Source organism: Streptomyces sp. x-80 (assembly GCF_046549095.1).
Classification (GTDB): Bacteria; Actinomycetota; Actinomycetes; order Streptomycetales; family Streptomycetaceae; genus Streptomyces; species Streptomyces celluloflavus.
Map to the genome: position 1 here is coordinate 177,938 of NZ_JAJPWM010000011.1, position 19,085 is coordinate 197,022.

Below are 19,085 nucleotides of genomic sequence, written 5' to 3' on the forward strand. Positions count from 1 at the left end.
ATGTGGGAAGAAGGGACGCCACGGTACCGCGTCACCGGGCGGCGCGGGGAGACCCGCGCGGTGAACGCGGCACGTGCGGCGCAGTCGCAGCGGAGTACGGACCGTCCGTACGCATCAGAAGGGCAACAGCATGAAGGGCACCGTGGGCGAGCTGGGGGAATTCGGGCTGATCAGGGAGCTCACCTCCCGGCTCACCTCCACCCCGGCCGTACGGATCGGGCCGGGTGACGACGCCGCGGTGGTCACCGCGCCCGACCGGAGGGTCGTGGCCAGTACGGACGTTCTCCTGGAGGGCCGGCACTTCCGCCGTGACTGGTCCACCGCCTATGACGTGGGCCGCAAGGCCGCCGCGCAGAACCTCGCCGACATCGCGGCGATGGGCGCGGTGCCGACCGCGATCCTGCTCGGCCTGGTCGTCCCCGCGGAACTCCCCGCGACCTGGGCGACCGAGCTGATGGACGGGCTGCGCGACGAGTGCCAGGTGGCCGGCGCCGCGGTGGTCGGCGGCGATGTCGTCCGCGGCGACGTCATCACCGTCGCCATCACCGCCCTCGGCGACCTGCGCAACCAGGAACCGGTCACCCGCGGGGGCGCGCAGCCCGGCGACGTCGTCGCGGTGACGGGCTGGCTCGGCTGGTCCGCCGCCGGTTACGCCGTCCTCACCCGCGGCTTCCGCTCGCCGCGCGCCTTCGTCGAGGCGCACCGCCGCCCCGAACCGCCGTACCACGCGGGCCCGGCGGCCGCCGGACTGGGCGCCACCGCGATGACGGACGTCAGCGACGGCCTCGTCGCCGACCTGCGGCACATCGCCGAGGCCAGCAAGGTCCGCATCGACCTGCGCTCCGCCGCGATCGACATCCCCTCGCAGATGGCCGACATCGGTACGGCCGTCGGCGTGGACCCGATGCAGTGGGTGCTCAACGGCGGTGAGGACCACGCGATCGTGGCCACCTTCCCGCCGGATGTGAAGCTGCCCGCCCGCTGGAAGGTGATCGGCGAGGTGCTCCACCCCTCCGCGCTGCCGCAGGTGACGGTGGACGGCGCCTCCTGGACCAAGACCGGCTGGGACCACTTCGGGGACAACGGGGACGCCGAGTAGATTCGGCGGTATGCGCACACCTCCACGCGTCCTGACCGTCGCCGGGTCCGACTCCGGCGGCGGCGCGGGTATCCAGGCCGATCTCAAGACGATGCTGGCGCTGGGCACTCACGGCATGAGCGTGCTCACCGCCGTCACCGCGCAGAACTCGCTCGGTGTGCACGGCGTGTGGGAACTGCCGGTCGAGGCCGTCCGGGCCCAGTTCCGCAGCGTCGTCGACGACATCGGCGTCCAGGCGGTGAAGACCGGGATGCTCTCCTCGCCCGCTCTCGTCACGACCGTCGCGGAACTGCTGGCCGAACTGCGGGTGCCGGTCGTCGTCGACCCGGTCGGGGTCTCCAAGCACGGCGACACCCTGCTGGCCGCCACCGCCCTGGACGCGGTCCGCACCAAGCTGCTGCCGACCGCGACGGTCGCCACCCCCAACCTGGACGAGGTCGCCCAGCTGACCGGGGTACGGGTCCGGGAAACGGCCGATATGCGGCGGGCCGCCGACGCGATCCTGGCCCTCGGGCCGCGCTGGGCGCTGATCAAGGGCGGTCATCTGCCGGCGGACCCGGGGCGCGCGATTCCTGTAGAGGCCGTCGACCTGCTCACCGACGGCACCGACGAACACTGGCTGCGCGCCCCCCGGCACGGCAACCGGCACACCCACGGCACCGGTTGCACCCTCGCCAGCGCCATCGCCGCACAGCTCGCCAAGGGCGACACCGTCCCGCGGGCCGTCGCGGCGGCGAAGGAGTACGTCACCGGCGCCCTCGCGGCCGGTTTCCGGCTGGGTGCGGGCATCGGCCCCGTGGACCACGGCTGGCGGCTGCGCCGGGACGGCTGAGGGCCGCCCGGAGAGGCGGCGCCGCACCGGGAGAGCCTCTCAGGGAGCGGCGGTCGTCCTGCGGACACGCGAAAGCCGGCCCACCTTTCGGTGGACCGGCTTCACAAAGCAACCGGCTGGGCTGCGCTACGGCTAAGACGTCAGCGCGAGACCTTGCCGGCCTTGATGCACGAGGTGCAGACGTTGAGCCGCTTCGGCGTGCGCCCGATCACTGCACGGACCGTCTGGATGTTGGGATTCCAACGACGGTTGGTGCGGCGATGCGAGTGCGAGACACTCTTGCCGAAGCCCGGCCCCTTGCCGCAGACGTCGCAGTTGGCAGCCACGGGTCACTCCAAAGACTTCAGATGCACTTACGGTGAATCCCAACGGGCCGAGTGCATTGACCGACCGGCGCCGCCAGGAGAGGAATGGCCCGATTCGCATCGGGCAACCGGAGCAGCATACAACGGCCGCTCCCGTAGAACGAAACTACCACGGGCGCCCCGGGCCCCCGCCCCGGCCTCCCCACCGGACCGCCGCTACTGTGCGGTGCATCCCGTGACCCAGGAGGACGACGTGCCGTACCCGCTCGACGCCGCAGCGGTACGTGCCTGGTGCGGGCTGGCCCTGGAGGCACTCGGCCGGGAGCGTGCGCGGATCGACGCGATCAACGTTTACCCGGTGGCCGACGGCGACACCGGCACCAACCTCTATCTGACCCTCGAATCCGCCGCCCGCGCCGTCGAAGCGGCTTTCGACGGGCACGCCGCAGCCGGCACCGCGCCCCGCCTCGCCGACGCCCTCGGCGCCATGGCGCACGGCGCCCTCATAGGGGCCCGCGGCAACTCCGGCACGATCCTCGCGCAGCTGCTCCGCGGCATGACCGAGGTGCTGGCGGCCACGGACCGGCCCGGCGGCGCGGTCGCCGACGCGCTGCGGCGGGCGCTGCGCCGGGCCGCCGAGTCGGCGTACGCGGCCGTCGAGCACCCGGTGGAAGGCACCGTCTTGACGGTGGCGACCGCCGCCGCGCAGGGCGCGGAGCGGGCCCGCGGCGAGGTCTTCGAGGTCGCGCGGGCCGCCCACGCGCAGGCGCGCACCGCTCTGCGGGCGACTCCCGGGCAGCTCGCGGTCCTCGGCCGGGCGGGCGTCGTGGATGCGGGCGGCTGCGGACTGGTCGCACTGCTCGGCGCGCTCGCCGACGTGCTGTCCGGCGAGGTCTCGGCGGCCCCCGTCGCCGTACGGGCCGACGCCCCGCTCCCCGTGGCGGCCGGCCCCGCGGCGGCGGCGCACGGGGCGGCGGCCGGCTGCGGCGCCGGGGACCCGCCGGACGACGAGGGGCCCGCCTTCGAAGTGATCTATCTCCTGGAGGCGGGCGACGCCGCCGTGGCGCGGCTGCGGACCCGGCTCGACGGGCTCGGTGACTCCCTGGTGGTGGTCGGCGGGGACGGCCTGTGGAACGTCCACGTCCATGTCGACGACGCGGGAGCCGCCGTCGAGGCCGGGATCGAGGCGGGCCGCCCGTACCGGATCCGCATCACCCACTTCGGCGGCACCGCCCGTACGAAGGAGCCCGAGATGGCGGCGCGGGCCGTCGTCGCGGTGGTGCCGGGCGACGGGCTGGCCGGGCTGTGCGCCGAGGCGGGCGCGACCGCGGTGACCACCCGCCCCGGGGAGCCGCCCGCCAGCGGCGAGCTGGTGCAGGCGATCCGGCAGGCGCACGCCCGCGAGGTGATGCTGCTGCCCAACGACCCCGGACTGCGGCACACCGCGGCGGCCGCCGCGGAAGAGGCCCGTACCGAAGGTGTCCGGGTCGCGCTCATCCCCACCCGGTCCGCCGTCCAGGGCCTCGCGGCGCTGGCCGTCCACGAACCGGCCCGCAGCTTCGACGAGGACGTGGTGGCGATGACCTCGGCCGCGGGCGCCACCCGCTACGCCGAGCTGGCCGTCGCCGAGCGGCAGTCCTGGACGATGGCCGGCATCTGTCAGGCCGGGGACGTACTCGGCCTGATCGACGGCGATGTCGCGGTGATCGGCGCCGACCTGGCGCGGACCGCGATGACGGTCCTGGACCGGATGCTCTCCGCGGGCGGGGAACTGGTCACCCTCGTACTGGGCGCGGACGCCCCCGGCGCCCTGGGCCGGCGGCTGGAGCGGTACGTACGCGAGCGCCATCTCGCCGTCGACACCGTGGTCTACGAGGGCGGGCAGCACGCCGCACCGCTGCTCATCGGCGTCGAATAGGGCGGAACAGAGCGGAACAGAGCGGTGCCCGGGGCGGAAAAGGAGGGCGGACCGGAAGTAGCGGCAGCCCGAAAGGCGGTGATTCTGGTCCGTTGTCAGTGGTGTGGTGTGCAATGGACCGCGTGGCCGCGCTCGACGAACCCCTGAAAAAAATCCTCGGTGGCACCACCGCGAAGGTGCTGGCCGAACATCTCGACCTGCATACGGTCGGCGATCTGTTGCATCACTATCCCCGGCGCTATGCCGAGCGCGGCGAACTCACCCGCCTCGCCGATCTGCCGCTGGACGAACATGTCACGGTCGTCGCGCAGGTCGCCGACGCCCGCGTCATGAAATTCAACGGCGGCCGCGGACAGCGGCTGGAAGTGACGCTCACCGACGGCAGCGGCCGGCTACAGCTGGTCTTTTTCGGTAAGGGCATCCACAAACCGCACAAAGACCTGCTGCCGGGGAGCCGCGCGATGTTCGCGGGAAAGGTCTCCGTCTTCAACCGCAAACTCCAGCTCGCGCACCCCGAATACCAACTTCTCGACCGCGATGACGACACCGGCGCGGTCGACGCCTTCGCCGGCCGGCTCCTGCCGATCTATCCGGCCTGCCAGCAGATGGCGTCGTGGAAACTCGCCAAGGCGGTCGACGCGGTGCTCCCCAGCGCCCAGGACGCCGTCGATCCGCTGCCCGAGGCGCTGCGCGCGGGCCGTGGGCTGGTGCCGCTGCCGGAGGCGCTGCTGAAGATCCACCGGCCGGCGACGAAGGCCGATATCGCCGATGCGCGGGCCCGGCTGAAGTGGGACGAGGCGTTCGTCCTCCAGGTCGCGCTCGCCAGACGGCGGCTGGCCGAAACCCAACTCCCGGCCGTACCGAGGACGTTGGTCGCGGACGGCATTCTCGACGCCTTCGACGCCAAGCTGCCGTTCACCCTCACCGAGGGACAGCAGAAGGTCAGCCGGGAGATCTTCGACGACCTGGCGACGGACCACCCCATGCACCGCCTCCTCCAGGGCGAGGTGGGTTCTGGCAAGGCGCAGCCGCTGGACGCGCTGGTGCTGACGCCCCGGGGGTTCCGTCCCATGGGGGAGCTGGCCGTGGGCGCCGAGGTGGTGGTGCCGACGGGCGGGACCGCCGTCGTGGACGGGGTCTTCCCGCAGGGCGAGCGGGAGGTCTGGCGGCTGGTGCTGTCCGACGGCAGCCGTGTCGAGTGCGACGACGAACACCTCTGGATCGTCACGGCCACCGGCACCGGGGAGCAGGAGCAGGGCGCGTCGCGGGTCCTCACGACCCGCGAGCTGCGGGCCGGGCTCCGGGACGCCGACGGCCGGCCCAGGTGGTCCATCGCGCCGGCGACCCCGGTGGATCTCGACGGCGGCGAGGACCGGTCGCTCGACCCGTACCGGCTGGGGCTGCTGCTGGGCGGTGGCGACCCGGACCCCGGGGCACGGCCGGACCCCGGCGCGCCGGTGGACGTACCGCACGAGCGGTACGTACCCGCCGCCTACCGGAACGCGCCGGTCAAGGACCGGCTGGCGGTGCTCCAGGGCCTGATGGACGCGGCGGGCACGGTCGGGCCGGGAGAGCCGGACGAGCACGACGAGCCGCTTGTGCCGGACGGCGTGGGCGAGCCGGCCGCGGGGTCCCGGTCCGGGGCGAGCGCGCGGTTCCGTACGGAGTCGGCACGGCTGGCCGACGACCTCGCCTGGCTCGTGCGGTCCCTGGGCGGCCGGGCGCAGGTGTGCCCCGCGCGGGAGCGGGACGCCCGCCCCGCACCCGGGGCGGGCGCCGCCCACGACGTCTCGGTGGCGCTGCCCGCGGAGTACCCGCCCTTCCGGCGGGCGGAGCCGGGCCGCCTCGTCCCGCGGCCCGCGGGCGACCCCGGCTTCCGGCGGGCCGTCCACGCCGTCGAGTACGTCGGCCGCAAGCCCGTCCAGTGCATCAGCGTCGCGCATCGGGACCACGCCTATGTGACCGACCACTTCACGGTCACGCACAACACCATGGTCGCGCTCCGCGCCATGCTCGGGGTGGTGGACAGCGGCGGCCAGGCGGCGATGCTCGCGCCGACCGAGGTCCTGGCGCAGCAGCACCACCGCTCGGTCACCGAGATGATGGGGGAGCTGGCCCAGGGCGGCATGCTGGGCGGCGCCGAACACGGCACGAAGGTGGTGCTGCTGACGGGCTCCATGGGCGCCGCGGCCCGGCGCCAGGCGCTGCTGGACCTGGTCACCGGCGAGGCCGGGATCGTCATCGGCACGCACGCCCTGATCGAGGACAAGGTGCAGTTCCACGACCTGGGCCTGGTCGTGGTCGACGAGCAGCACCGCTTCGGCGTCGAGCAGCGGGACGCGCTGCGCGGCAAGGGCAAACAGCCGCCGCACCTCCTGGTGATGACCGCGACCCCCATTCCGCGCACGGTCGCGATGACCGTCTTCGGCGATCTGGAGACCTCCGTACTGGACCAGCTCCCCGCCGGACGTTCCCCGATCGCCACCCATGTGGTGCCCGCCAAGGACAAACCGCACTTCCTCACGCGGGCCTGGGAGAGGGTCCGCGAAGAGGTCGGGGCCGGGCACCAGGGGTATGTGGTGTGCCCCCGGATCGGCGACGAGGAGGACGCCCCCAAGGGCGCCGGGAAGGGCGCCGGCAAGGGCGCGAAGGGCGCGGCGGCGGCGGAGGTCTCACCGGAGGACGCGGCGGAGAAGCGGCCGCCGCTGGCGGTGCTGGACATCGCCGAGCAGCTCACCAAGGGCCCCCTCGCGGGCCTGCGGGTGGCGGTGCTGCACGGCAGGATGGCCCCGGACGACAAGGACGACGTGATGCGCCGGTTCGCCGCCGGCGAGGTGGACGTCCTGGTCGCGACGACCGTCATCGAGGTCGGGGTGAACGTCCCGAACGCCACCGCCATGGTGATCATGGACGCGGACCGTTTCGGCGTCTCCCAGCTGCACCAGCTGCGCGGCCGGGTCGGCCGCGGCGCGGCGCCCGGCCTGTGCCTGCTGGTCAGCGAGATGCCCGAGGCCAGCCCGGCCCGCGCCCGGCTCGCCGCCGTCGCCGGCACCCTCGACGGCTTCGCGCTCTCGCGTATCGACCTGGAGCAGCGCCGCGAGGGCGATGTCCTCGGACAGGCGCAGTCCGGCGTCCGCTCCTCGCTGCGGGTGCTCACCGTCATCGACGACGAGGAGGTGATCGCGGCCGCCCGCGAGGAGGCCACCGCGGTGGTCGCCGCGGACCCGGGCCTGACCGGCCATCCGGAGCTGCGGACCGCGCTGTCCGCCCTGCTGGACGACACCCGCGAGCAGTATCTGGACAAGGGCTGACGGCCCCGGCGGGGCGAGGGGCGCACCGACCGCCGGGCGGCGCCGGTGATCCCCGGCCACCGGGCCACGTGAGATCCCTCACCGCACCGCCCGGCGGCCCGGCCGGGCGCTGCCCGGTACCCGACGGAATATCGTGGGGGAGTGGGGCCTGCCCGGCTCCCGCACCGCCACTGACCACGTACGACGTAAGGACGGGCCCATGACCCGCGTGATCGCCGGTACCGCCGGCGGCCGCCGCCTGGCCGTACCACCGGGAACGGGTACCCGCCCGACCTCCGACCGGGCGCGCGAGGGCCTCTTCTCCACCTGGGAGTCGCTCGACGGCCCGCTGGCCGGCGCCCGCGTCCTGGACCTGTACGGCGGCTCCGGCGCGGTCGGCCTGGAGGCGCTCTCCCGTGGCGCCGCCCATGTCCTGCTCGTCGAGGCCGACGCCCGCGCTGCCCGCACCATCCGCGAGAACGTCCGGGCCGTGGGCCTGCCGGGCGCCGAAGTGCGGGCCGGCAAGGCCGAGCAGACCGCGGCGTCCCCGGCCCCGGCCGACCCGTACGACATCGTGTTCCTGGACCCGCCGTACGCCGTCACCGACGAGGAACTCCGCGAGATCCTGCTCACACTCCGGGGGCAGGGGTGGCTTGCGGAAGAGGCACTCGTCACCGTGGAACGCAGCACCAGAGGCGGCACGTTCCCATGGCCGGACGGTTTCGAAGCGATCAGGGCCCGTCGTTACGGCGAGGGGACGCTTTGGTACGGTCGCGCCGCTTCGACGTCCGCCGAATCGACGTCAGCAAGCGTGTCATGACCGGATCGGAGAGCGAGGAACCCGAGTTGCGCCGCGCCGTCTGTCCGGGGTCGTTCGACCCCATCACCAACGGGCACCTGGACATCATCGCCCGTGCCTCCAAGCTGTACGACGTCGTCCACGTCGCCGTGATGATCAACAAGTCCAAGCAGGGGCTGTTCACGGTCGAGGAGCGGATCGAGCTGATCCGCAGGGCCACCGCCGAGTACGGCAACGTCGAGGTCGAGTCCTTCCACGGCCTCCTCGTCGACTTCTGCAAACAGCGCGACATCCCCGCCATCGTCAAGGGGCTGCGCGCGGTCAGCGACTTCGACTACGAACTCCAGATGGCCCAGATGAACAACGGGCTCTCCGGAGTGGAGACCCTCTTCGTCCCCACCAACCCCACCTACAGTTTTCTCTCCTCCAGCCTCGTCAAGGAGGTCGCGGCGTGGGGCGGCGATGTCGCCCACCTGGTGCCGCCGTTCGTCCTCGAAGCCCTCACCGAACGCCTGCGGAACAAGCACTGACGCGGTGCGCGGCCCGGCGCGCACAGTAGAGCTGACGACCCGTCAGCAGGTGTCGGGGCCGGGTCCGATGGCCGTAGAGTCGTCCCGTTCCCTCGTTCCAACCCTTCAGAGAGTGGCGAGTCCAAGGTGGACGTGCAGAAGAAGCTCGACGACATCGTCCAGGCCATCGGCAGCGCCCGGTCGGTACCCATGTCGGCCTCGTGCGTGGTCAACCGCGCCGAGCTGCTCGCCATGCTCGACGAGGTGCGCGCGGCACTGCCCGACTCCCTCGCCCAGGCGCAGGAGCTGCTCGGCGGACGCCAGCAGATGGTCGAGCAGGCGCAGGCCGAGGCGGAGCGGATCATCGAGTCCGCGCACGCCCACCGCGGTTCGCTGATCTCCGACACCGAGGTCGCCCGGCAGTCCCAGGACGAGGCGGACCGGATCCTCGGCGACGCCCGCCGGGAGGCGGAGGAGATCCGGGCCGAGGCGGACGACTACGTCGACAGCAAGCTCGCCAACTTCGAGGTGGTCCTCACCAAGACCATCGGATCGGTGGACCGCGGCCGCGAGAAGCTGCTCGGCCGCGGCCCCGGCCTCGACGAGCAGGGCTACGAGGACGCCGAGGCCCCCGAGCGCAGCGCCGACCCGGAGACCCTCAAGCAGCGCGCCGACGTCTATGTCGACGCCAAGTTCGGCGCGTTCCAGGCCGTGCTGACCAAGACCCTGGAAGCGGTCGGCCGCGGCCGCGACAAGCTCCAGGGCGCACGGCCCGTCGACGAGCTCGCCGCGCATCTGGCGGCACAGGACGAGCTCCAGGCCGGTGCGCCGCAGGCCGACGCCGACTATCTGGCCGGTCTCGCGGGCATCGGCGACGACCGGCCCCCGCAGACACCCCGGACGACCCAGGCGCCCCAGTCGCAGCCCCAGAACCACCAGCCGCACGAGCACCACCAGCAGCCTTACTACGCGGACCCGGCCTACCAGCAGCAGGACGCCTACGGCTATCAGCAGCCTCAGCAGGCCCAGCAGGACCAGTACGTCCAGCAGCAGGATCCGTACGGCTACGGCTGGCAGCAGCAGGCCCAGCAGCAGGGCTACGACCCGAACGCCGGCTACCTCCCGCAGCAGCAGGTGCCACAGCAGCCCCGGCACGCCCCGCAGGACCAGGCCGGTGCGCTCGACGAGACCAGTCTCTTCGACACCAGCATGATCAATCTGGACCAGCTCCGGCAGTACGAAGAGGGCCGTCCGTAGGCACCGGCCGGGGCCGCCGGTGAGCGGCCGGAAGCGGATTGGGCCTATCGGGGCCCGTCCAGTATCCTGGCTCTTCGGTCGCGTGTACGTCCGCGATCTCTGCTGCCCGACCGCCGATCCGGTGACGGGCGGCTCGTACCGCAGTACAGAAAGCAGGAAGCCATCAACGCCCGCCTCGACCATCGTTCCCCGCTCGTGTTCGACACACGCGAGCTGGGTCGTCGTCCCGGCACGCTCAAGCGGCTCTCCCGCACCGTCGAGGCCCCCCGGGACCTCGGCAACGAGGTCATCGGAGTGCCCGAGGGCGCGCCGGTCGGACTCGACCTCCGCCTGGAATCGGTCATGGACGGGGTGCTTGTCACAGGCACCGCCCGTGCAACCGTGAAGGGGGAGTGCGTAAGGTGTCTGGAGCCGCTGGAGCGAGAGTTCCACGCGGACTTCCAGGAGATGTTCTCCTACCCCGACGCCGACGCCCGGACCCGCCCCGCGGAATCCGGCGACGACGCCGAGGACGAGGAGGACACCCTCTTCGTCGAGGACGATTTGTTCGACCTCGAACCCGTGCTGCGGGACGCGGTGGTGCTCGCACTTCCGTTGCAGCCGGTGTGCCAGGACGACTGCCCCGGTCTGTGCTCCGAATGCGGAGTGCGGCTCGCGGACGACCCGGACCACCATCACGATGCCGTCGACGCTCGTTGGGCGGCTTTGCAGGAACTCGCCGGTGCCAACCAGGACGGCGAGATGGACAACGCCCCCCGCCTCGGCGGGGATGAACCTCAGGAGAAGTAGCCGTGGCTGTTCCGAAGCGGAAGATGTCGCGCAGCAACACGCGCCACCGCCGGTCGCAGTGGAAGGCTGCGGTCCCCACCCTGGTGGCGTGCGAGCGCTGCCATGAGCCGAAGCAGCAGCACATCGCGTGCCCGAGCTGCGGCACCTACAACAAGCGCCAGGTCCTCGAGGTCTGAGCGGCTGGTGACGGGCTCCATGTCAGAAGCCAATTCGGCTCCCCGCCAGCGCGGGGGTGAGCCGCGCGACGGTGAACCGGCGCCGGCAGACACAGCCTCGTCCCACACGCTTCTGGAAGGGCGGCTCGGGTACCAGCTCGAGTCCGCCCTTCTGGTGCGTGCGCTGACGCACCGCTCGTACGCATACGAGAACGGCGGTCTGCCCACCAACGAGCGGCTCGAATTCCTCGGGGATTCGGTGCTCGGCCTGGTGGTCACGGACACGCTGTACAAGATCCACCCCGATCTGCCGGAAGGCCAGCTGGCCAAACTGCGGGCCGCGGTGGTCAACTCGCGTGCACTCGCCGAGGTGGGGCGCGGCCTCGACCTCGGTGCCTTCATCCGCCTCGGCCGAGGCGAAGAGGGCACGGGCGGCCGGGACAAGGCATCCATCCTCGCCGACACCCTGGAAGCGGTGATCGGCGCGGTCTATCTCGACCAGGGCCTCGACGCGGCGGGCGAGCTGGTACACCGGCTCTTCGACCCGCTCATCGAGAAGTCCTCCCGTCTGGGCGCGGGCCTCGACTGGAAGACAAGCCTCCAGGAACTCACCGCGACCCAAGGTCTCGGTGTCCCGGAGTACCTGGTCAGCGAGACCGGTCCCGACCACGAGAAGACCTTCACTGCTGCTGCCCGCGTCGGTGGTGTCTCGTACGGCACCGGCACCGGCCGCAGCAAGAAGGAAGCCGAGCAGCAGGCGGCGGAGTCCGCGTGGCGTGCGATCAGCGCCGCGGCGGACTCGGCGGCCGAGGAAGCGGCTTCCGGCGACGACACGTCGCAGGCGGCCGAGGACGTGCCGTCGGCCGACGGCACCACGTCGCAGGCATCCTGAATTCCCTCTTCTGACCCTGTCCGGGCGGTCCCGCCGCCCGGACAGGGTCAGAAGTCTTTCCCGAGGAGTCCCTTTGCCCGAGCTGCCCGAGGTCGAGGTCGTCCGCCGCGGACTGGCGCGCTGGGTCAGCGGCCGTACGGTCGACACCGTCGAGGTCCTGCACCCGCGCGCGATCCGCCGGCACGCGGCGGGCGCGGCCGATTTCGCGGCCCGGCTCAAGGGACTGCGCATCGGCGAGGCACGCCGCCGCGGCAAATACCTCTGGCTCCCGGTGGCCGGCGGCGAGATACGGTCCTCCGTTCCGGAGGGGGCTCCGGCTGCCCTGGTGCCGTCCGAGGGCCACGGCCTCGCGGTCCTCGCGCACCTCGGCATGAGCGGTCAGCTGCTGGTCCAGCCGCAGGACGCCCCCGACGAGAAGCATCTGCGCGTCCGGATCCGCTTCGACGACGCCGAGGACACCGAGCTCCGCTTCGTCGACCAGCGCACCTTCGGCGGTCTCTCGCTGCACGACACCGTCCCGGGCGACGCCGACGACCTCCCCGACGTCATCGCGCACATCGCGCGCGACCCGCTCGACGCGGCCTTCGACGACGCCGCCTTCCACGACGCGCTGCGCCGCCGCCGGACCACCGTCAAACGCGCCTTGCTCGACCAGTCGCTGATCAGCGGCGTCGGCAACATCTACGCCGACGAGGCGCTGTGGCGCTCCCGGCTGCACTACGAGCGGCCGACCGCCGGCTTCACCCGGCCCCGCACCGCCGAGCTGCTCGGCCACGTCCGGGAGGTGATGAACGCCGCGCTCGCCGTCGGCGGCACCAGCTTCGACAGTCTCTACGTCAACGTGAACGGCGAATCCGGCTACTTCGCGCGGTCCCTGGACGCCTACGGCCGCGCGGACGAACCCTGCCGTCGCTGCGGAACCCCCATCCGCCGCCGGCCCTGGATGAACCGCTCCAGCTACTTCTGCCCCCGCTGCCAGCGCCCGCCCCGGCCCACCCACGGCGGCTGAGGCGCGGGCCGGGGACTGTCACCGGCCCGCGCGTGACGTACCGGGGGTCAGAAGCCGAATTCCTGGGTCCACCAGGGGCCGCCGGGGCCGAAGTGGGCTCCGACGCCGAGGGTCCGGTACTCGCAGTTCAGGATGTTGGCGCGGTGGCCGGGGCTGTTCATCCAGGTCTCCATCACCGACCGGGCATCGGCCTGGCCGCGGGCGATGTTCTCGCCGCCCAGGTCGCTGATGCCCCGGTGCCGGGCGCGGTCCCAGGGGCTCGCACCGTCCGGGTCGGTGTGGCCGAAGAACTGGCGCCGGGCCATATCGTCGCTGAACTGCTGGGCCAGACCGCCCAGTTCATGGTTCGCGGTCACCGGGGAACAGCCGGCCTGGGCGCGCTCCTGGTTCACGAGGGACAGCACCTGGGCCTCTGCGGACGACCCGCTGTCCGCGGCCTTCGGCGGAACCGAGGCGCGATGCGGCGCCGCAGGGGCCGCGGGGGCCGCGGGGGTGGTGGGGCGGTGCGCACTGGACGTTCCGGCGGGGGGCTGGGACGGCTGCCGGGGCGACGGGGTCGTCGAGGGCGCCGCGGCCGAGGAGGGCCGGCCGGTCTCCGGGGCCGCCGGGCGGCCGGCGCCGCGGTCCGCCGGGGCCGCGGTGGGCCCGGCCGACGGTGTGGCGCGGCCGTTCTGCGGTGCGGCGTCCGGCAGCGAGTCGGCGCGTACCCGCTCGCCGAGGCCGCCGCCCGGCTCGAACCGGTCCCCGCCGGGCAGCAGTCCGGAGGCGACCGCCACGGTGCCCATGGCCACGGCGGCGGAGGCGCCGAGCAGCCCCGTGCGCAGCGGCACCGTCCGGCGGCCGCGCGCCGTGCGCCGGCCGCGGGGCCGGGTGGTGGCCTCCGCGACGGGCGGCGCGGCCGGTCGTACGTCACCGGGCGGCGCGCCTATGGATTCCGGCGCCGGGGGAGCGGAGCGTCGATGGCGGCCCATCCGCTGTCTTCCTTCCGTCAGTGTGAACGTCCCTCACCCGTATGGGTGAGGGACGCTGTCGGCGGACTGTACGCCATGACGCAAGAGGCCGAAGTGCCCGTTTGTGCAATTGTCCGGTTAACGTGCACGCATGAATGAAGATGTCCGGGTGACCGCGTGGGTGCGCGGCCAGGTCCAAGGGGTCGGATTCCGCTGGTTCGCGCGGGCCAACGCGCTGCGCATCGGCGCGCTCGTCGGGTTCGCCCTCAACCTTGAGGACGGCCGCGTCCAGGTCGTCGCCGAGGGGCCGAAGGATCACTGCGAGCAGCTGCTGGAGTGGCTGCGCACCGGAGACACGCCCGGCCGGGTCGATGGCGTCACTGAGATCTGGGCCACTCCGCGCGGTGGTTACGACGGCTTCGCGATCCGCTGAGGGGGCTCCCGGAAACCGGCCGGACGGCCGGTCGAGGTGATCTTGGCGCTCCGCGCGTGTCGCCTGCTCACGGGAGATATCGGCTGGTGGTTGCCAACTCGGCCGACCCGTGCAAGGCTGCCGCTGTAGGCATGATCTCCACGCCCCCGCGGGGCCTTTCTGGAGAGTCCGCGCAGCGCCCGTACGGCCGCGCACTCTCAGGCACCCGAGGATACGGGGCGTGATCGTGTTGACCCTCAAACCGTTTGGTGAGACGCTGGAATCCCCGCGCACCTTAGCTGTTTGCCATTGAGCGCACCAGGTAATGACAAGCACCGCGGGTGCGAATCCCTCACGACCCACACCGCTTCGGTCGGTCACTCATTGTGGAGGACCATCCATCATGGCAAAGGCGCTTCTCGGTTACGTCGGCGGCTCCGACCCCCGAGTCCACTCCGAGATGCGACGGCTTCAGCAGCGTGTCCAGGACCTGGAGTCCGAACTGATTCGGATGCAGGCCGAGAACGACATGCTGTCCGCTGCCGCACGTCGCGACGGCTCGATGCTCGACATCGACGTACCCCAGGCGGAGCCTGCGCTCACCTGACCCCAACCCCCGGACGGTGGACTGCTCGCCAGTCGCTCGAGGCACCGTTCTTCTACAAGATCTGCAAGGGACGCTTCGGCGTCCCTTCGTCGTTTCCCCGTCATTTCCGCTTCGGCTTTTCGGCGCTTTCCTTACCGCATGGTGTGCCCTGCGCTTTCCTTGGTGAAACCGAAAACAACAGCGGTCCCGCTCCGCCGATACGCCCCGGAGCGCAGGCCACGGCCCGTGCCCGGACCGCCGCGGGCGACGGGAATGTTGCGGCCGGGCCGCCGCCGGACGGGCGGTAAAGTCCAAAGACGTGCATCTCAAGAGTCTGACCCTGCGAGGCTTCAAGTCCTTCGCCTCCGCCACGACGCTCCGATTCGAACCCGGCATCACCTGTGTCGTGGGCCCCAATGGTTCCGGCAAGTCCAATGTCGTGGACGCGCTGTCCTGGGTCATGGGCGAGCAGGGCGCCAAATCGCTGCGCGGCGGCAAGATGGAGGACGTCATCTTCGCCGGGACGACCGGCCGGCCGCCGCTGGGCCGCGCCGAGGTCGCGCTCACCATCGACAACTCCGACGGCGCGCTGCCCATCGAGTACGCCGAAGTCACCCTCACCCGGACCATGTTCCGCAACGGCGGCAGCGAATACCAGATCAACGGTGACGCCTGCCGGCTGCTGGACATCCAGGAGCTGCTCTCGGACTCCGGTATCGGCCGCGAGATGCACGTCATCGTCGGCCAGGGCCAGCTCGACTCCGTACTGCACGCCGACCCCATGGGGCGCCGGGCGTTCATCGAGGAGGCGGCCGGCGTCCTCAAGCACCGCAAGCGCAAGGAGAAGGCGCTGCGGAAGCTGGACGCGATGCGGGCCAATCTCGCCCGCGTCCAGGATCTGACCGATGAGCTGCGGCGGCAGCTCAAGCCGCTGGGGCGGCAGGCCGCCGTGGCCCGGCGGGCCGCCGTCATCCAGGCCGAGCTGCGCGACGCCCGGCTGCGGCTGCTCGCCGACGACCTCGTCACCCTGCGCCGGGCGCTGCGCGCCGAGATCGCCGATGAGGCGGCGCTGCGGGAACGCCGGGAGGCGGCCCAGGCGCGGCTGCGCACCGCCCAGCAGCGCGAGGCGGTGCTGGAGGAGGAGGTGCGCACGCTGACGCCACGGGTGCAGCGCGCGCAGCAGACCTGGTACGAGCTGTCGCAGCTCGCTGAGCGGGTGCGCGGTACGGTCTCGCTCGCCGAGGCGCGGGTCAGGAGCGCCGCGGCGGCCCCGCCGGACGAGGGGCGCGGGCGTGACCCCGAGGAGCTGGAGCGCGAGGCGGCCCGGATCCGCGAGCAGGAGGCGGAGCTGGCGGCCGCGCTGGAGGCGGCGAACCGGGCGCTGGAGGACACCGTCGAACACCGCGCCGGGCTGGAGCGGCAGTTGGCGGACGAGGAGCGGCGGCTGCGCGACCTGGCCCGTGCGATCGCCGACCGGCGCGAGGGGCTCGCGCGGCTGAGCGGACAGGTCACCGCCGCGCGCGGCCGGGCGGCCTCGGCCCAGGCGGAGATCGGCCGGCTCGCCGAGGCCCGGGACGGCGCCCGGCAGCGCGCGACGGCGGCCCAGGAGGCGTACGACCAGCTCAGGGCCGAGGTGGACGGGCTGGACGCGGATGACGAGGCGACCGCGGCCCGGCACGGCGCGGCCCGGCGGGAACTGGCTGCGGCGGAGGCCGCGCTGACCGTCGCCCGGGAGGCGCTGACCGCGGCCGAGCGCAAGCGCGCCGCGACCGCCGCCCGGCACGACGCGCTGGCGCTCGGGCTGCGCCGCAAGGACGGTACGGGGGCGCTGCTGGCCGCCGCGGACCAGCTCACCGGTCTGCTGGGCCCGGCGGCGGAGCTGCTGACCGTCACGCCCGGCTTCGAGATCCCGGTCGCGGCGGCGCTCGGTGCGGCCGCGGACGCCCTCGCGGTCACCGATCCGGCCACCGCCGCCGACGCCATCCGCCTGCTGCGCAAACAGGACGCGGGGCGGGCGGCGATGGTGCTGGGCGCCGTGAGCGGGGGCGGCGCAGGCCGGGCGGCCGGTGAGGTGACGGGTGGCGCGGGTGCGGTGCGGGTGCCGGGCCCCGCGCGGGCGGCCGGGGCGGCGGACCCGGGGGGTGCCGGCGGTGCGGGGCGGGCGGTGATCGGTCCTCAGGGGGCGGGTGTGCCCGATGCGGCTGAGGTGACGGAGGCTGTCTGTGCGAGCGGTGTGACGGGGCGGCCGCGTGCGGCGGTCGGCTCGGCGGACGCGTCCGGTGCGGAAGGTGTGGCCGGTGTGGCCGGTGTGGCGGTCGGTTCCGGCCGTCCTTCCGGTGTGGGGGACGCGACCGGAGTGCCGGACGGGGCCGGTTCCGCGGAGCGGGCCGGTCTGTCCGCCGGGGCGGCGGGCGGCGTAGGCATCCCCGCGCCCGCCGGACCCCGGGTGCCCGACAGCTCCGTCGAGCCGGTCAGGGCCGGCGAACTGGTGTGCGGGCCGCCGGGGTTGACGGCCGCGGTGGCGCGGCTGCTGCGGGACGTGGTGGTCGTCGGGACGCTGGAGGACGCCGAGGATCTGGTGGCCGCGCGACCGGAGCTGACGGCGGTGACCGGGGAGGGCGATCTGCTCGGGGCGTATTTCGCGCAGGGCGGGTCGGCCGGTGCGCCGAGTCTGCTGGAGGTGCAGGCGTCCGTCGACGAGGCGGCGGCGGAGCTGGTGGCGCTGGCGGCGCGCTGCCAGGAGCTGACGCAGGCACAGCGGGCCGCGGAGGAGCGGCGCGCCGCGTGTGCCGCGCTGGTCGAGGAGTGGGATGAGCGGCGGCGCGCGGCGGACCGGGAGAAGTCCAGGGTCGCGGGGGACCTGGGGCGGCTCGGCGGGCAGGCGCGGGCGGCCGCGGGCGAGGCGGAGCGGTCCGGCGCGGCGGCCGCCAGGGCCGAGGAGGCGCTGCTGCGGGCCACCGAGGAGGCCGAGGAGCTGGCCGAGCGGCTGGCGGCGGCCGAGGAGGACCCGGGCGCGGGCGAGGCGGAGCCCGATACGGCGGTACGGGACCGGCTGGCCGCCGACGGGGCCAACGCCCGGCAGACGGAGATGGAGGCCAGGCTCCAGGCGCGTACGCACGAGGAGCGGGTGAAGGCGCTCGCGGGGCGGGCGGACGCGCTGGACCGGGGGGCGCGGGCCGAGCGCGAGGCGCGGGCGCGGGCCGCCCGGCGACGGGCCCGGCTGCGCCACGAGGCGGCGGTGGCCGGGGCGGTCGCGGCCGGTGCGCGGCAGCTGCTGGCGCATATCGAGGTGTCGGTCGTACGGGCCGAGGAGGAGCGCGCGGCCGGCGAGCGGGCCAAGGCCGAGCGCGAACAGGCGCTGGCCGCCGAGCGGAACACGGGCCGGGAGCTGAAGTCGGAGCTGGACAAGCTGACGGACTCGGTGCACCGGGGCGAGGTGCTGGGCGCGGAGAAGCGGCTGCGGATCGAGCAGTTGGAGGCCAGGGCGCTGGAGGAGCTGGGGATGGAGCCGGCCGGGCTGGTGTCCGAGTACGGCCCCGATCAGCTCGTACCGCCGGCGCCGCCCGCCGAGGGCGAGGAGCTGCCGGCGGATCCGGAGCATCCGCGCCACCTGCCGGTGCCGTACGAGCGGGCCGGGCAGGAGAAGCGGCTCAAGGCGGCCGAGCGGGCGTACCAGCAGCTCGGGAAGGTGAACCCGCTGGCGCTGGAGGAGTTCGCGGCGCTGGAGGAGCGGCACAAGTTCCTCAGCGAACAGCTTGAAGACCTGAAGAAGACCAGGACCGACCTGATGCGGGTGGTCAAGGAGGTCGACGTACGGGTGGAGCAGGTCTTCACCGAGGCGTACCACGACACCGCGCGGGAGTTCGAGGGCGTCTTCGCGCGGCTCTTCCCGGGGGGCGAGGGGCGGCTGGTCCTGACGAACCCGGACGACATGCTGGCGACCGGGGTGGACGTGGAGGCGCGGCCGCCGGGGAAGAAGGTCAAGCGGCTGTCCCTGCTGTCGGGCGGCGAGCGGTCGCTGACGGCGGTGGCGCTGCTGGTGTCGATCTTCAAGGCGCGGCCCAGTCCGTTCTATGTGATGGACGAGGTCGAGGCGGCGCTGGACGACACCAATCTGCAACGGCTGATCGGGATCATGGAGGAACTCCAGGAGAGCTCCCAGCTGATCGTGATCACCCATCAGAAGCGGACGATGGAGGTCGCCGACGCCCTGTACGGGGTCTCCATGCAGGGCGACGGCGTCTCGAAGGTCATCAGCCAGCGGCTGCACTGATCCCGCAAGG

General features: G+C 73.1%; 16 protein-coding genes. 14 read left to right on the top strand and 2 right to left on the bottom strand.

What is annotated here, in order from left to right; all coding sequences use genetic code 11:
• Positions 1-130 precede the first annotated feature (130 nt).
• Both ACLJWH_RS23190 and thiD read left to right on the top strand, forming a co-directional pair.
• Positions 131-1,099, top strand: coding sequence for a thiamine-phosphate kinase (locus ACLJWH_RS23190; RefSeq protein WP_052859925.1), 969 nt, complete (start codon positions 131-133; stop codon positions 1,097-1,099).
• Positions 1,100-1,109: 10 nt separating this feature from the next.
• Positions 1,110-1,931, top strand: a complete 822-nt coding sequence (gene thiD, locus ACLJWH_RS23195) for a bifunctional hydroxymethylpyrimidine kinase/phosphomethylpyrimidine kinase (protein WP_411143655.1) — start codon at positions 1,110-1,112, stop codon at positions 1,929-1,931.
• 140 nt (positions 1,932-2,071) lie between these two features.
• Here thiD and rpmB read toward each other — a convergent pair whose 3' ends face one another.
• Complete coding sequence (rpmB, locus tag ACLJWH_RS23200; RefSeq protein ID WP_003984695.1) at positions 2,072-2,257, bottom strand: 50S ribosomal protein L28; 186 nt, start codon at positions 2,255-2,257, stop codon at positions 2,072-2,074.
• A 232-nt stretch (positions 2,258-2,489) separates the two neighbouring features.
• Here rpmB and ACLJWH_RS23205 point away from each other — a divergent pair, with 232 nt between their 5' ends.
• The 9 genes from ACLJWH_RS23205 (at position 2,490) to mutM (ending at position 12,854) form a co-directional block, all read left to right on the top strand.
• Positions 2,490-4,154 (top strand): DAK2 domain-containing protein, encoded by a 1,665-nt coding sequence (locus tag ACLJWH_RS23205; RefSeq protein WP_411143772.1) that lies wholly within the window; start codon positions 2,490-2,492, stop codon positions 4,152-4,154.
• Between the two features lie 113 nt (positions 4,155-4,267).
• On the top strand, positions 4,268-7,465 hold the full coding sequence (locus ACLJWH_RS23210; RefSeq protein WP_411143656.1) for a helicase-related protein: 3,198 nt from the start codon (positions 4,268-4,270) through the stop codon (positions 7,463-7,465).
• A gap of 199 nt (positions 7,466-7,664) precedes the next feature.
• On the top strand, positions 7,665-8,264 hold the full coding sequence (gene rsmD, locus ACLJWH_RS23215) for a 16S rRNA (guanine(966)-N(2))-methyltransferase RsmD (protein ID WP_411143657.1): 600 nt from the start codon (positions 7,665-7,667) through the stop codon (positions 8,262-8,264).
• A gap of 26 nt (positions 8,265-8,290) precedes the next feature.
• Positions 8,291-8,773 (top strand): pantetheine-phosphate adenylyltransferase, encoded by a 483-nt coding sequence (coaD, locus tag ACLJWH_RS23220; RefSeq protein WP_275126141.1) that lies wholly within the window; start codon positions 8,291-8,293, stop codon positions 8,771-8,773.
• A gap of 126 nt (positions 8,774-8,899) precedes the next feature.
• The gene (locus tag ACLJWH_RS23225) at positions 8,900-10,009 is read left to right on the top strand and encodes a cell division initiation protein (protein WP_411143658.1); all 1,110 of its coding nucleotides are present in this window, start codon (positions 8,900-8,902) and stop codon (positions 10,007-10,009) included.
• Between the two features lie 195 nt (positions 10,010-10,204).
• Positions 10,205-10,798 (top strand): YceD family protein, encoded by a 594-nt coding sequence (locus ACLJWH_RS23230; protein ID WP_411143659.1) that lies wholly within the window; start codon positions 10,205-10,207, stop codon positions 10,796-10,798.
• Positions 10,799-10,800: 2 nt separating this feature from the next.
• Positions 10,801-10,974 (top strand): 50S ribosomal protein L32, encoded by a 174-nt coding sequence (rpmF, locus tag ACLJWH_RS23235; RefSeq protein ID WP_003951102.1) that lies wholly within the window; start codon positions 10,801-10,803, stop codon positions 10,972-10,974.
• A gap of 19 nt (positions 10,975-10,993) precedes the next feature.
• Positions 10,994-11,845: a ribonuclease III gene (gene rnc, locus ACLJWH_RS23240; protein WP_411143660.1), complete on the top strand. Its 852-nt coding sequence runs from the start codon at positions 10,994-10,996 to the stop codon at positions 11,843-11,845.
• Between the two features lie 73 nt (positions 11,846-11,918).
• Positions 11,919-12,854, top strand: a complete 936-nt coding sequence (gene mutM / locus ACLJWH_RS23245; RefSeq protein ID WP_411143661.1) for a bifunctional DNA-formamidopyrimidine glycosylase/DNA-(apurinic or apyrimidinic site) lyase — start codon at positions 11,919-11,921, stop codon at positions 12,852-12,854.
• 47 nt (positions 12,855-12,901) lie between these two features.
• Here the strand turns inward: mutM and ACLJWH_RS23250 are convergent, their stop codons facing one another.
• Positions 12,902-13,825, bottom strand: coding sequence for a CAP domain-containing protein (locus ACLJWH_RS23250; protein ID WP_411143662.1), 924 nt, complete (start codon positions 13,823-13,825; stop codon positions 12,902-12,904).
• Between the two features lie 130 nt (positions 13,826-13,955).
• Between ACLJWH_RS23250 and ACLJWH_RS23255 the strand changes: the two genes are divergently transcribed.
• The 3 genes from ACLJWH_RS23255 to ACLJWH_RS23265 all read left to right on the top strand — a co-directional run bounded on the left by ACLJWH_RS23255 (position 13,956) and on the right by ACLJWH_RS23265 (position 19,075).
• Positions 13,956-14,237: an acylphosphatase gene (locus ACLJWH_RS23255; protein ID WP_411143663.1), complete on the top strand. Its 282-nt coding sequence runs from the start codon at positions 13,956-13,958 to the stop codon at positions 14,235-14,237.
• Between the two features lie 382 nt (positions 14,238-14,619).
• Positions 14,620-14,823, top strand: coding sequence for a hypothetical protein (locus ACLJWH_RS23260; protein WP_052859913.1), 204 nt, complete (start codon positions 14,620-14,622; stop codon positions 14,821-14,823).
• 298 nt (positions 14,824-15,121) lie between these two features.
• Positions 15,122-19,075 carry an AAA family ATPase gene (locus ACLJWH_RS23265; RefSeq protein WP_411143664.1) on the top strand — a complete coding sequence of 1,318 codons (3,954 nt, stop codon included), beginning with the start codon at positions 15,122-15,124 and terminating at the stop codon, positions 19,073-19,075.
• Positions 19,076-19,085 lie beyond the last annotated feature (10 nt).